Source organism: Roseateles agri (assembly GCF_034043675.1).
Classification (GTDB): domain Bacteria; phylum Pseudomonadota; class Gammaproteobacteria; order Burkholderiales; family Burkholderiaceae_C; genus KK5.
The window spans coordinates 645,780-657,616 of record NZ_JAXCLA010000002.1; the positions used below are offsets into that span (position 1 = coordinate 645,780).

The 11,837-nt window shown below is 67.8% G+C and carries 11 protein-coding genes; all 11 read left to right on the forward strand.

The window, feature by feature from the left end; translation table 11 throughout:
• Window positions 1–47 precede the first annotated feature (47 nt).
• Genes SNE35_RS07085 through hisH form a run of 11 tightly spaced genes read left to right on the forward strand, consistent with a single transcriptional unit; the run spans window position 48 to window position 11,836 of the window.
• Entirely contained in the window at window positions 48–1,451 is a 1,404-nt protein-coding gene (locus tag SNE35_RS07085) for a lipopolysaccharide biosynthesis protein (protein ID WP_320422162.1), read from the forward strand.
• A 20-nt stretch (window positions 1,452–1,471) separates the two neighbouring features.
• Window positions 1,472–3,058 (forward strand): capsular polysaccharide export protein, LipB/KpsS family, encoded by a 1,587-nt coding sequence (locus SNE35_RS07090; protein WP_320422163.1) that lies wholly within the window; start codon window positions 1,472–1,474, stop codon window positions 3,056–3,058.
• Window positions 3,051–3,647, forward strand: a complete 597-nt coding sequence (locus SNE35_RS07095; protein ID WP_320422164.1) for an acyltransferase — start codon at window positions 3,051–3,053, stop codon at window positions 3,645–3,647. Before SNE35_RS07090 ends, SNE35_RS07095 begins: the two co-directional genes overlap by 8 nt.
• A gap of 5 nt (window positions 3,648–3,652) precedes the next feature.
• Window positions 3,653–4,573, forward strand: a complete 921-nt coding sequence (locus tag SNE35_RS07100) for a hypothetical protein (protein WP_320422165.1) — start codon at window positions 3,653–3,655, stop codon at window positions 4,571–4,573.
• A 1-nt stretch (window position 4,574) separates the two neighbouring features.
• Window positions 4,575–5,534, forward strand: coding sequence for an NAD-dependent epimerase/dehydratase family protein (locus SNE35_RS07105; RefSeq protein ID WP_320422166.1), 960 nt, complete (start codon window positions 4,575–4,577; stop codon window positions 5,532–5,534).
• Complete coding sequence (locus tag SNE35_RS07110) at window positions 5,531–6,772, forward strand: glycosyltransferase family 4 protein (RefSeq protein ID WP_320422167.1); 1,242 nt, start codon at window positions 5,531–5,533, stop codon at window positions 6,770–6,772. The genes SNE35_RS07105 and SNE35_RS07110 overlap by 4 nt, the downstream gene beginning before the upstream one ends.
• Before the next feature lie 10 nt (window positions 6,773–6,782).
• Complete coding sequence (locus tag SNE35_RS07115; protein WP_320422168.1) at window positions 6,783–7,622, forward strand: glycosyltransferase; 840 nt, start codon at window positions 6,783–6,785, stop codon at window positions 7,620–7,622.
• 34 nt (window positions 7,623–7,656) lie between these two features.
• Window positions 7,657–8,910: an O-antigen ligase family protein gene (locus SNE35_RS07120; RefSeq protein ID WP_320422169.1), complete on the forward strand. Its 1,254-nt coding sequence runs from the start codon at window positions 7,657–7,659 to the stop codon at window positions 8,908–8,910.
• A gap of 10 nt (window positions 8,911–8,920) precedes the next feature.
• Window positions 8,921–10,066, forward strand: coding sequence for a glycosyltransferase family 4 protein (locus tag SNE35_RS07125; RefSeq protein ID WP_320422170.1), 1,146 nt, complete (start codon window positions 8,921–8,923; stop codon window positions 10,064–10,066).
• A 22-nt stretch (window positions 10,067–10,088) separates the two neighbouring features.
• Window positions 10,089–11,228 carry an N-acetyl sugar amidotransferase gene (locus SNE35_RS07130; RefSeq protein ID WP_320422171.1) on the forward strand — a complete coding sequence of 380 codons (1,140 nt, stop codon included), beginning with the start codon at window positions 10,089–10,091 and terminating at the stop codon, window positions 11,226–11,228.
• Entirely contained in the window at window positions 11,225–11,836 is a 612-nt protein-coding gene (hisH, locus tag SNE35_RS07135; RefSeq protein WP_320422172.1) for an imidazole glycerol phosphate synthase subunit HisH, read from the forward strand. Before SNE35_RS07130 ends, hisH begins: the two co-directional genes overlap by 4 nt.
• The last annotated feature ends 1 nt before the right edge of the window (window position 11,837 follow it).

An 11,837-nucleotide genomic window follows, 5' to 3' on the forward strand; every position in this document is an offset into this window, starting at 1 on the left:
GGTCTCCGGACGGGGACGCGCGCCCGTGTCCCCTCCCGCGACACCCCATGGACACCCGACGTCTCCTCTCCTCAAGCGCCCTCTACGGCTTGGCCGACGTGGCCGTGGTCGCCGTCGGCGGCTTCCTGCTGCTGCCGCTGTACACCCGTGCGCTCAGCCAGGCGGAGTTCGGCCACTACGTGGCGGTCCGGGCCAACATCGACATCCTGACCTACGCACTGCACCTCGGGATTCCCTCCGCCGTGGCACGGCTGTATTTCGATCGCCGCAAGGCCGGCGAGCAGCACGCGTACATCAGTTCGGTGCTGTGGATGTTCCTGGCCACGCTGGCCCTGCTGGGCGGCGTCTCGCTGCTCTGGGGCGGCCCGCTGTGGCGCCTGATGTCGCCCGCGGTGCCGGTGCGACCGGCGTTGCCCTTCGCGCTGGCGATCTCAGCCGCCGGCTTCCTGGGCGCGCTGTCGGTGGTGTGGCTCCGCTCCGAAGGCAAGGTGTTCGCCGTGGTCGGCCTGCAACTGGGTGCCTCGGCGGTGATGGCCGCGGTGGCGACCGCCGCGCTGCTCGCGGGACAGATGCGGCTCGAGGGCATCCTGCTGGCGCTGCTGATCAGCGCCCTGGTGCCGGCGACCGCGCTGCCGGCCCTGCTGGGCCGGCGCTTTCACTGGTGGCCGCGTCGTGCCGACCTGGTCCAGACGCTGAAATTCGCGCTGCCCGTGCTGGTAGGCTATCTGGCCTACTTCGTGCTGAGCCGCTTCAGCACGCTGCTGCTGCAACGCCACGTGTCCTCCGAGGAGCTCGGCGTCTTCGGCCTGGCGCAGCAGCTGTCGATGATCGTGGCCATGGCCTGCACCTCCTTCGGGGCCGCGCTGCAACCGATGATCTTCGGCAGCGATGCCGCCCATGTGAACGAGGCACTGGCCAAGGCCGGCCGGCTGCTGCTGCTCATGATGACGGCCGTGTTCGCCGCGCTGATGCTCTTCGCGCACGAATTGATCGCCGTCGTGGCACCGCACGGCTACGGCCACGGGCTGGACGCGATGACGGTGCTGGCGGTCGGCAATTTCACGCTGGCGGCGACGCTGGTATCCGAGACGGCCCTGCTCTACCACCACAAGATCAAGACGTCGGTGACGATCAGCATCGCGAGCGCGGTGGTTGCGGCGGGGCTGGGCCTGTGGCTGGTGCCGACGCATCATGTCGCTGGCGGCGCGTTGGCCGTGGCCGGCGGCTTTCTGGTACGCATGCTGATGAGCCAGTGGGCGGCCTGGCGACTGACAGGCACGTCCCGCTGGCGTTCGGCGCTGGGCGGCACGGCCGCGGCGGCCGGCATTGGCTGGACCGCGCTGCAGATCCAGGCGCTGCCGCTGGCAGCGCCGGCGCTGATCGGCATCAAGGCCGCGATTCTGGCGCTCGTCGGCATCGCGCTGTTCCTCTTCCATCGCAAGTCTTCCTAACCCGGGCTCCCCTTCGCGTCATGTCCTCCACGTCGTTCCTGCCGGAATCCCTCAAGACCCTAAAGCGCCGCCTTTGGGACGAGCCGACGCTCGTCCAGTGGCTGGGCGACACCTGGCGCATGCTCCGCTTCGTGCGGCAGGCGCCGTCCGCGCCAGCCGGCGCCGAGGCGCCGCGCGCGGCCGCGGTCATCACGCCCTGGTTCGGATCGCCGGTACCATGGTTCTCGATGGCCGTCGGCCTGCTACTGGCGGGCCGGGGCCAGCGCGTGACCTTCGTGCTGGACGACCAGCTTTTCGGCGCCGACAGCCGCATCTGGCGCCTGCAGCTGAGTTGTCTACGCGCGGTGCTGGCGGTCGTCGGCCGCCGGCACCCGGTGCTGCGGCTAAGCGACTACCGCACCGCCAGCGACATCGACATCGACACCGACACCCGCGCCGCCATCGACCGCCTGGCCTACCTGAACGCCGTCTGGGTCCGCAAGGGCGAGACCGGGATAGATGCGGAGGGAATGCGGTGCTCCGCCGCACAGCTCGTCGACGCGCAGCGGGCGATCACGTCCCTGCTCGACCGGCATCCGCAGGACCTGCTCTTCGTGCCCGGCGGCATCTGCGCCACCTCTGGCCTGTGGCTGCGCACCGGCCGGTCGCGCGGCATCCGCGTGTCGACCTACGACTCGGGCGGCTACGGCGTGCTGCTGCTGGCCGCCGACGGCATCGCCTGCCAACTGCACGACATCCCGCGCGCCTACGCCACGCTGCGGGACGAGACGCAGGCGGCCGAAGAACGCCTGCTCGTCATCGGTTTCGCCGAGGAGGAGATCGGCAGGCGCCGCGCCGGCACCGACAAGTTCTCGTCGCAGGTCAAGGGCGCTTCGGGCAAGCGGCCCGAATACGAAGGCGGCGTGCTCATCGCGCTGAACTCGCCGTGGGACTCCGCGGCGCTGGGGCTGCATGCGGTGTTTGAGACCACGCAGGACTGGATCGTCCAGACGGTGCGGCACGTGCTGGAGCACTCCCAGGCGCCGGTGCTGGTGCGCCAGCATCCGGTCGAGCGCCTGCCCATCGCCCGCAGCGTGGACGACACGCGCGCACTGCTGCGCCAGCACTTCGGCGACCATCCGCGGCTGCACTTCATCGGCGCCGAGGATCCGGTCAACAGCTACGACCTGATGGAACAGGTCGCGGCCGTGGTCGTGTACTCCTCCACCGTTGGCGTTGAGGCGGTAGCCCACGGCAAGCTGGTCATCACCGAGTCGACGTCCTATTACGCCGACCTCGGCTTCGTGCTGAAGGCGACGACGGCCCAGGCCTACTTCGGCTTCCTCGACGACGCCGTAGCCGGCAGACGCGCGGTGACGCCAGTGATGCGCGAGGACGCGCTGTGCTGCTACTACATCACGCAGTGCTGCAACTGGATGCAGACCTCGTTCACCGTGCCCGATTTCCCGGCCTGGAGCCGCCGGCCGTTCGCCGAACTGGCCCAGGACCCGACCGTGGACACGGTGATGAGTTCGGTAGCTTCGGACACTCCGGTGTCGCTGCTCAACCACCACCGGCGCTGGGCCTCGCTGGGCCGGCGGACCGCGGAGGCCGCGCCCCATGTCTGAGCTCCGCCACGCCCAGCCGCGCCATGAGGACTGGCTGGACCGGCTGCGGTCCGTCCAGCTCCGGCTGCACACGGAGCTGCAGCGCTGGCGCTTCGCGCAGTGGGGGCCGCGCTCGCGCCTCGAGTACCCGGCCAAGCTGATGTCGCCGCACCTGGTGAACGTGGGTAACCACGTGCACATCTGCGCCGACGCCTGGCTCAACGCCAAGGACGACCGCGGCGACGGCCAGCCGACGCTGCGCATCGGCGACGGCACCTACATCGGCCGCATGGTCCAGATCAACGCCTGGCGCGAGGTCGACATCGCCGCCAACGTGCTGATCGGCGACCGCGTGCTGATACTGGACGCCGACCACCATTTCGACCGCCCCGACCTGCCGATCCGCGCCCAGGAAGACGGCTTCAAGGGGCCGGTCCGCCTGCTCGAGGGATGCTGGATTGCCGCCGGCGCCGTCATCCTCCCGGGCGTCACCATCGGGCGCAACGCCGTCGTTGCCGCCAATGCCGTCGTCACCCGCGACGTGCCTGATCGAACCGTGGCCGGCGGTGTACCGGCCAAGATCCTTCGCCATCTCAACCAGGGGAATTGAGTGCCATGCTGAAGAGAATCCTGAGAACCTACCGGCGTTTCAACTCGCTGTCGGAACGACTCATGCGCGTGCAGGAAGCGCTGGGCCGGATCGAGCAGCGACAGACCAGCGCCGCCACGCTTGAAGAAGCCGAGTTCCGTGTCTTCTCCCAGTGGGGCGAGGACGGGATCATCCAGCACCTCATCCGCCGCGTGCCGATCAAGCGCCGCGTCTTCGTCGAGTTCGGCGTCGAGAACTACGTCGAGTCCAACACCCGCTTCCTGCTGACCAACAACCAGTGGTCGGGCCTGGTGATGGACGGCTCGCCCGAGAACATTGCCTATATCAAGCAGGACGTCATCTACTGGGCGTCCAACCTGAAGGCCGAGTGCGCCTTCATCGACAAGGACAACATCAACCAGCTGCTGCGCGCCAACGGCATGAGCGGCGACATCGGGCTGCTGTCGGTGGACATCGACGGCAACGACTACTGGGTCTGGCAAGCGATCGACGCGGTCTCGCCGCGCATCGTCATCTGCGAGTACAGCAGCCAATTCGGCCCCGACGCCGAGGTCACCACGCCCTACGACCCGGCCTTCGTCCGCGGGCAGGCGCACCATTCCCGCGTCTACTACGGCGCGTCGATCTCGGCGCTGACCGCGCTGGCGGCGCGCAAGGGTTACTCGTTGGTCGCCGGCAACCGGGCCGGCAACAACGTCTTCTTCGTGCGCGACGACGTGCTCGGCGACCTGCCGGTGAAGACGCCCCACGAGGTCTACCGCCGCGCGCAGTTTCGCGAATTCCATGACGAGCAGGGCCAGCTGACCTTCGACGACTTCGAGACCCGGCTCGCCAAGATCGGGGACCTGTCGCTGTACGACCTGCGCACCGGCCAGCTCAGAAAGATCCGCGACCTGGTCCGCGCCGACGACGGAGTCCGCCACTAACATGACGCGCACCGTGCTCGTGACCGGCGGCGCCGGTTTCCTCGGCCAGGCCTGCGCGCGGCGCTTCCGCGCCGCGGGCTGGCGGGTCGTGGGCCTCGGTCATGGCCGCTGGACCGACGACGAGGCCCGCGTCGCCGGCTACGACCGCTGGGTCAATGCCGGCGTGACGGCCGAGGCGCTCACCGGCCTGGCCGATCTCGGCCAGAATCTGCGCGCGGTGGCGCATTGCGCCAGCAACGGCTCCGTGCCGTACTCGCTGGAGCAGCCGCTGGACGCCTACGAGCGCACCGTCGGCAGTACGGTGATGCTCCTGGAGCACCTGCGCCGGCATGCACCGGTCGCCGTGGTGCTCTATCCGTCGAGCGCGGCCGTCTACGGCGCGGCGCCGGACCGGCCGCTGCTGGAGTCGGACACTCCGAACCCGGTCTCGCCCTACGGCTTCCACAAGCAGATGGTGGAGACGCTGCTAGCGGCGCACGCCGCCTGCTTCGGCCAGCCGGCAGTCGCGGTGCGCTTCTTCTCCATCTACGGCCCCGGCCTGCGCAAGCAACTGCTGTGGGACGCGTCGGGGCGGCTGCTGTCGGGCGAATCGCAGCAGACCTTCTTCGGCACCGGCGACGAGACCCGCGACTGGATCCACGTCGAGGACGCGGCGGCGCTGATGCTGCACCTCGCCAACCGCGCCACGGCAGCGCCAGTGATCCCCGCCCGCCTGGAGATCGTCAACGGCGCCTCCGGCGAACGCGTGACCGTGCGCGAGGTGCTGGAACGGCTGGCCCGCTTGCTCGGCAGTCACGCGGAGATCCGTTTCAACGGCACCGTCCGCGCCGGCGATCCCCGCTTCTACCTCGCCGCCGTCGAACGGATGCACGCCACGGGGTGGCGTCCGGAGACGTCGCTGGACGACGGCCTTGCCGACTACGCCGCGTGGGCCCGCGCCGCCCGCCCTCCCGCCCCATGACTGCCACGACACCCGTGACCGCCTCCCCCGAAAAGCCGATCCATGTCGGCTTCTGGTTCGACTTCGGCCTGGCCTATGCCGGCGGCCTGAACTATTTCCGGAACCTGCTGCATGCGGTGCACGCCGCGCGGCCGGCGCACCTGCGCGTCACGCTGTTCATCGGCAAGGACCTGCCGGACCGGCTGCTGGCGGAGTTCCAGGCCGTGGCCGAGGTCGTCCAGCTGGACATCCTCACCCGCGGCACGGTGCCCTGGTTCTTCCACCGGTTGGCCTACCGCGGCCTGCGCTCGCAGGTGTTCGTCGAACGCGAACTGCGCCGCCACGGCGTGGACGTCGTGTCGCACCCGTCGATGGTGGAGCGCCTGAGCCCGCGCTTCCGGCTAATCTCCTGGATCCCGGACTTCCAGTACCTGCACCTACCCCACCTCTTCCCGGGACTGGATGTCGACCGCCGCAGCGCCGACCTGCGCGCGCTGCACCGCCGCAGCGACGCGGTGGTCGTCAGCAGCGAGGACGCGCGCAAGGACTTCGCCCAGGTGACGGGCGAGGCCCGTCCGGCGCGGACCCACGTGCTGCCCTTCGTCTCTCAGCTGCACCTCGGTCCGGCCAACGCCGAGGCGACGCGCGCGCTGCTGGACAGGCACAGCCTGCCGGAGCGCTTCTTCTTCCTGCCCAATCAGTTCTGGGCCCACAAGAACCACCGGGCAGCCTTCGAGGCTGTCGGCCAGCTCAAGCGGGAGGGCCTGGATGTCACGCTAGTGTGCACCGGCTGGATCAAGGACCCGAACGGGAACACGCTGGCCGAAGAGGCCCTGCGCGTCCGCGACGAGCAGGATCTGCACCAGCACGTCCGGCTGCTGGGCAGCATCGCCTACGCCGACGTGCAGGGGCTGATGCGCGCCAGCGTCGCGGTGGTCAACCCCTCCTTCTTCGAGGGCTGGAGCAGCAGCGTCGAGGAGTCCAAGTCCATGGGCAAGCCACTGATTGCCTCAGACCTCGCCGTGCACCGCGAGCAGGCCCATCCCCAGGCGGTCTACTTCGACCCGAAGGACTCCGCGGCGCTGGCCGCGCTGCTCCGTAAGGCCTGGCAGTCGCTGCCCAGCGGCGTTGACGAGGCCGCCGAGGCCGCCGCTAGAATCGCGCTCCACCGACGGACTGTCGAGTTCGGCCAACGCTACCTTCAAATCCTGGGCACGGTGGTCGATGCGCCGCGCGTGCTCCGCCCCACCTCCCGTTGACCGTTTCCCCATGTCCCCCGACCTTGGCTTCGTCGTCCTGAACTACGTCAACCACGACGAGACAGTGCGCTGCGTCGACAGCATCCTCGCACTGGCCGGCGCGGCACCGGTCGTCATCGTCGACAACGCCTCGCCGAACGGCGCGTTCGACGTGCTGGCGCGGCATTTCGCCGGTCATGCCCGTGTAAGCGTGCTGCAGGCGGGTCGCAACGGCGGCTATTCGGCCGGCAACAACGTCGGAATCCGCGCGCTGCGGGAGCGGGGCATCCTCAACGTCGTCATCGCCACCAGCGACACTCGCGTCGAGTCGCCCGATCTCATCGCGCGCTGCGTGGCCGCGCGCGACGCCGGCATCGCCGTCGCCGGCCCCTATGTGCGCGGCGACGAAGCCGGCTCAGACAACCCGATGCTGCCGCAGTTGACCCTGCAGTACATCGCGGCCATCCACCTGGGCAAGCTGTGGACGGCACTCAAGCGGATCGCGATGCACACGGTGGTCAAGCCGCGTACCACCCGAACGCCGGATCCGAGCGGACCGGATGCGCCGGGAGTCGCCGATGTCTACATGGTCCACGGCTGCTTCCTGTTCCTGTCCGAACACTACCTGCGCGCCTTCGGTGAACTGGACGAGGACATTTTCATGTACGGCGAGGAGGATCTGATCGCCTTCAACTGCGTCCGTCGCGGCCTGCGTGTGGTTTACGACCCGCGCATGGTGATCTATCACGGCGACGCCAAGAGCACGAGCCCAGGCGAGTTCCGCCTGCGCGCGGCCGCGGCGTCGATGACCACGCTGCGGCGCAAGATGCGCGTCGGGCCGCTGATCCATGCGTACTTCCGTTCTCGCTGAACTCCCCGTACCGTCGTCAACGCCTGCTATGCGGTTGAAACGACTGCTGCTGCTGCTGGCCTGCGGGTCGCTGGGCTTCTACCCGCTGCTGGAGCAGTTCATCGCCCCGGCGATGGTGTTGTCGTTCGCGGTGGCGGCCCTGCTGGCCTCGGCCGGCCTGGTGCGTCGCCGCCTCCGCGTGCCGTCCAGCTTCGTGTGGGGCATCTGGGCTGCCATGCTGGTCGTCCACGTCGGGTGGTCGGGCGTCGCGCTCGTGCACGGCAACCTGAGCCGGTACATCGTGACCGATTCCGCCGGCTTCCTGCTCTACGTCTTCGTGCTGCCGGTGCTCTACCTGCTGGTCACGCAGAACGGCCTGCAACGGTCGTTCTTCCGGCTGATCGACCAACTGTCGATCGCGATCGCGGTGATCAGCGTCGCATTGGCGGTGGGCTTCTTCGTACTTTTCGGATCGATCGAATCGGAGCCGCTGCTGTTGGTCAACGCCTTCCTCGCCGGCCTGGGCCTGTCCTGGAAGATCGACAACAACTCGGGCATGCTGGGTCTTTACACCAACATCGCGCATCTGATGATGCTCGGCCTCGCGCTATCGCTCTATCGTTTTTCACAAACACAGCGGCGACGGGAGCTGCTGCTCTCGCTGTTATATATGGTGGCGCTAGTGTTGGACGGTCGCCGCGCCCTAGTGATTGCGACGGCGCTGCAGTTGCTCATCGTCGCGCCCCGCCTGCTGATGACCCTACCGTCCCGTGCACGGCTGCGACTCATCCTAGGCTCGCTGCTGGCGCTCACGCTCACCATCGGAGCCAACCTCGACTGGATCCAGCAGCGTTTCGAGTTCTCCGACAACGACATCTCCTCCGCCGAGCGCTATGCCCAGATCCCGGCGCTGCTGGACAAGATCGTCGAGAACCCCGTTCTGGGAGGCGGTTTTGGCACCGTCGCCGCCTATACCCGCAGCGAGGAACGTCCCTTCAGCTACGAGGTCGACTTCCTCGCCACCTTGATGAAGCTCGGCCTGGTCGGCAGCCTGCTGTATTTCGGCAGCTACGTCTACGGCGTGCTCCAGGCACGCCGCATCCGCGATCCGCTGGGCCTGTTCCTGATGTCCGCGGGTTTCTCGTTCCTCTTCTATATGGGCACGAACGGCAATCAGGCGATGTCCACCGACAGCGCGGTGTTCCACATCTACCTGTTCCTGCTGATCGCCTTCGCCATCGAGCCGCGTCGGACCCTCGATGCGCCCCCGTCCGTCGCGTCGCGACAGCCGCCACTCGCGCCGACCTGAGCCGCCCCTCATGCAGACAGTCCTGATCTTCGTCCCCAACTACTTCCCCGGCTACATGTCGGGCGGCATCGCGCGCACCGTGCTGAACACGGTTGAGTGGCTGGGCGACGAGTTCTCCTTCCTCATCGTTACGCGCGACCGCGACCTGGGCTCGGACCGGCCCTACGACGTCCCCCGCGGCGAATGGGTGCCGATGGGCCGCGCCCGCGTGCGCTACCTCGCGCCCGAGGAACTGGGCATGCCGGCGCTCGCGGAGATGGTCAACGGCACACCGCACGACATCCTGCACCTGAACAGCTTCTTCGACCCCGTCTTCACCATCAAGCTGCTGCTGCTGATGCGACTGGGCCTCATCCGGCCGCGGCGCGTAGTGATGTCGCCGCGCGGCGAATTCGTCGAAGGCCCGCTGCGCATCAAATATCCGAAGAAGAAGCTCTACATGGAACTCTCGCGCTTGGCTGGTTTCTACGGCCGCGACATGCGATGGCACGCCTCGAGCCCGCACGAGGCCCAGGGCATCATGCAGGCGATGCGGCTGCCGGACGAGCGCGTGCGCTCCGCCATCGACCTGCCGATCCGCGACGCCACCGCCCTCGCCCCGGAAGCACCGCCGCAGCCGCGCCTCCGGGTCGTCTTCCTGTCGCGCCTCACCCGCGAGAAGAACCTCGACGGCGCGCTGCGCATCCTGCAGCACGTGCGCCGCCCGATGGACTTCGACATCATCGGCCCGCAAGAGGATCCGGTGTACTGGTCCGAATGCGCGGCCCTGCTGAAGCAGCTGCCCGCGCAGATCCATGCCCGCTACCTGGGCCCCGTGGCGCCGGAGGAGGTCTTCCAGCGCCTGGCCGGCTACGACGTGTTCCTGTTCCCATCCCACGGCGAGAATTACGGCCACGTCATCGCGGAATCGATCGCCGTCGGCACCCGCGTGCTGATCAGCCAGAACACACCGTGGCGCGGCCTCGCGGCCGACGGCGTCGGCTGGGACCTCGACCTCGCCGACACCGGCGCCTTCGCCCGCGTGCTGGACGAACTCGCGGACCAGCCGCCGGAGGCCCGTGCCGCTGTGCGACCGGCCGTCCGGCAGGCCGCCGCCGCCCGGCTGTCCGACCCCGTCGCGCTCGAACACAACCGCCACCTCTACTCGACCATCTGAATCTCTCCAGGGACTGTCCGCCGTGTCACAACAGAACTACCGCATCTGCGCCAACTGCATCATGGACACCAGCGATGCGGGCATCACCTTCGATGCCCGCGGCTGGTGCGACTACTGCAACAACTATCACGACAACATCTTGCCGCACTGGCACACGGATGAACGTGGCCAGGCCGAGATCGACACCATGGTCGCCAAGATCCGCAAGGACGGCGAAGGCCGCGAGTACGACTCGCTGCTGGGCATCAGCGGCGGTGTCGACAGCTCCTACCTCGCCTACCTCGCCAAGGAGAAATTCGGCCTGCGGCCGCTGATCTTCCACGTCGACGCGGGTTGGAACTCGCAGCAGGCGGTGCACAACATCGAGCGCATCGTCGAGGGTCTGGGCCTGCACCTGCACACCGAGGTAATCAACTGGCAGGAGATGAAGGACCTGCAGCTGGCCTACTTCAAGGCCCAGGTGCCCCACCTGGACACGCCGCAAGACCACGCGTTCTTCGCCTCGCTCTACAACTTCGCGGCCAAGCACAAGATCAAGTACATCCTCAACGGCGGCAACTACTCGACCGAGTGCGTGCGCGAGCCACTGGAATGGGCCTACCACGCCTCCGACCTGGCGCAGCTCAAGGACATCCACGGCAAATTCGGCAAACGGCCGCTCAAGACCTTCCCGCTGTCGGACATCTTCACCTACAAGCTGTACTACCGCTACATCAAGGGCGTGCAGGTCTGGCGCCCGTTGAACTGCGTGCCGTACATCAAGGACGAGGCGATGCAACTGCTGATCGACAAGTTCGGCTGGCAGAAGTACGCGCACAAGCACTACGAGTCGCGCTTCACCCGCTTCTACGAGGGCTACTGGCAGCCGACCAAGTTTGGCTATGACAAGCGCCGCGCCCACTTTTCCAGTCTGATCCTGACCGGACAGATGACCCGCGACGAGGCGCTGGAGAAGATCGCCAAGCCGGCCTACGACGAGGCCACGATCGCCCAGGACTTCGAGTACATCGCCACCAAGCTCGACATTTCGGTCGACGAGCTGCGTGCGCTGCACGACGGTCCGAACAAAAGCTGGCGCGACTACAAGTCCCGCCAGGGCCTCATCGACCTCGGCACAAAGGTCATGCGCGCCGTGGGCATCCAGCGGGCGATCATCCGATGATCAGGATCATCGACTACGGTCTCGGGAACATCCTGGCCTTCCAGAACATGTACAAGCGGCTCAACGTCCCGGTGGGCCTGGCGAAAACGGCGGACGACCTGTCGGACGCGACCCGCCTGATCCTGCCGGGCGTGGGCGCCTTCGACCATGCGATGGAGGAGCTCGACCGCTCCGGCATGCGAGCCCGTCTGGACGAACTGGTGCTGGGCGAGAAGAGGCCGGTGCTGGGCATCTGCGTCGGCATGCAGATGCTGGCCGACCGAAGCGACGAAGGGAAGCTGCCCGGCCTGGGCTGGATCCCCGGCGACGTGAAGGGCTTTAAGAGCCTGAATCAGCCCGATCTGCTGCTGCCCCACATGGGCTGGAACGACGTCCGCCCGGCCGCCGGCCACCGCCTCTTCAATGAGCTGACGACCGACGCCCGCTTCTACTTCCTGCACTCGTTCTACTTCGAGTGCGCGGACCCGGCGCACGTCGCCGCGGTGTCGAGCTACGGCAAGGAATTCAGCTGCGCCGTCAGCGCCGGCCACATCCATGGCGTCCAGTTCCACCCGGAGAAGAGCCACCATTTCGGCGCCCAGCTCCTGAAAAACTTCGCGGAGCTCTGAC

Coding starts and splice junctions, on each gene's coding strand:
- SNE35_RS07085 (WP_320422162.1), top strand. CDS start 48: ATGGACACCCGACGTCTCCTCTCCTCAAGCGCCCTCTACGGCTTGGCC.
- SNE35_RS07090 (WP_320422163.1), top strand. CDS start 1,472: ATGTCCTCCACGTCGTTCCTGCCGGAATCCCTCAAGACCCTAAAGCGC.
- SNE35_RS07095 (WP_320422164.1), top strand. CDS start 3,051: ATGTCTGAGCTCCGCCACGCCCAGCCGCGCCATGAGGACTGGCTGGAC.
- SNE35_RS07100 (WP_320422165.1), top strand. CDS start 3,653: ATGCTGAAGAGAATCCTGAGAACCTACCGGCGTTTCAACTCGCTGTCG.
- SNE35_RS07105 (WP_320422166.1), top strand. CDS start 4,575: ATGACGCGCACCGTGCTCGTGACCGGCGGCGCCGGTTTCCTCGGCCAG.
- SNE35_RS07110 (WP_320422167.1), top strand. CDS start 5,531: ATGACTGCCACGACACCCGTGACCGCCTCCCCCGAAAAGCCGATCCAT.
- SNE35_RS07115 (WP_320422168.1), top strand. CDS start 6,783: ATGTCCCCCGACCTTGGCTTCGTCGTCCTGAACTACGTCAACCACGAC.
- SNE35_RS07125 (WP_320422170.1), top strand. CDS start 8,921: ATGCAGACAGTCCTGATCTTCGTCCCCAACTACTTCCCCGGCTACATG.
- hisH (WP_320422172.1), top strand. CDS start 11,225: ATGATCAGGATCATCGACTACGGTCTCGGGAACATCCTGGCCTTCCAG.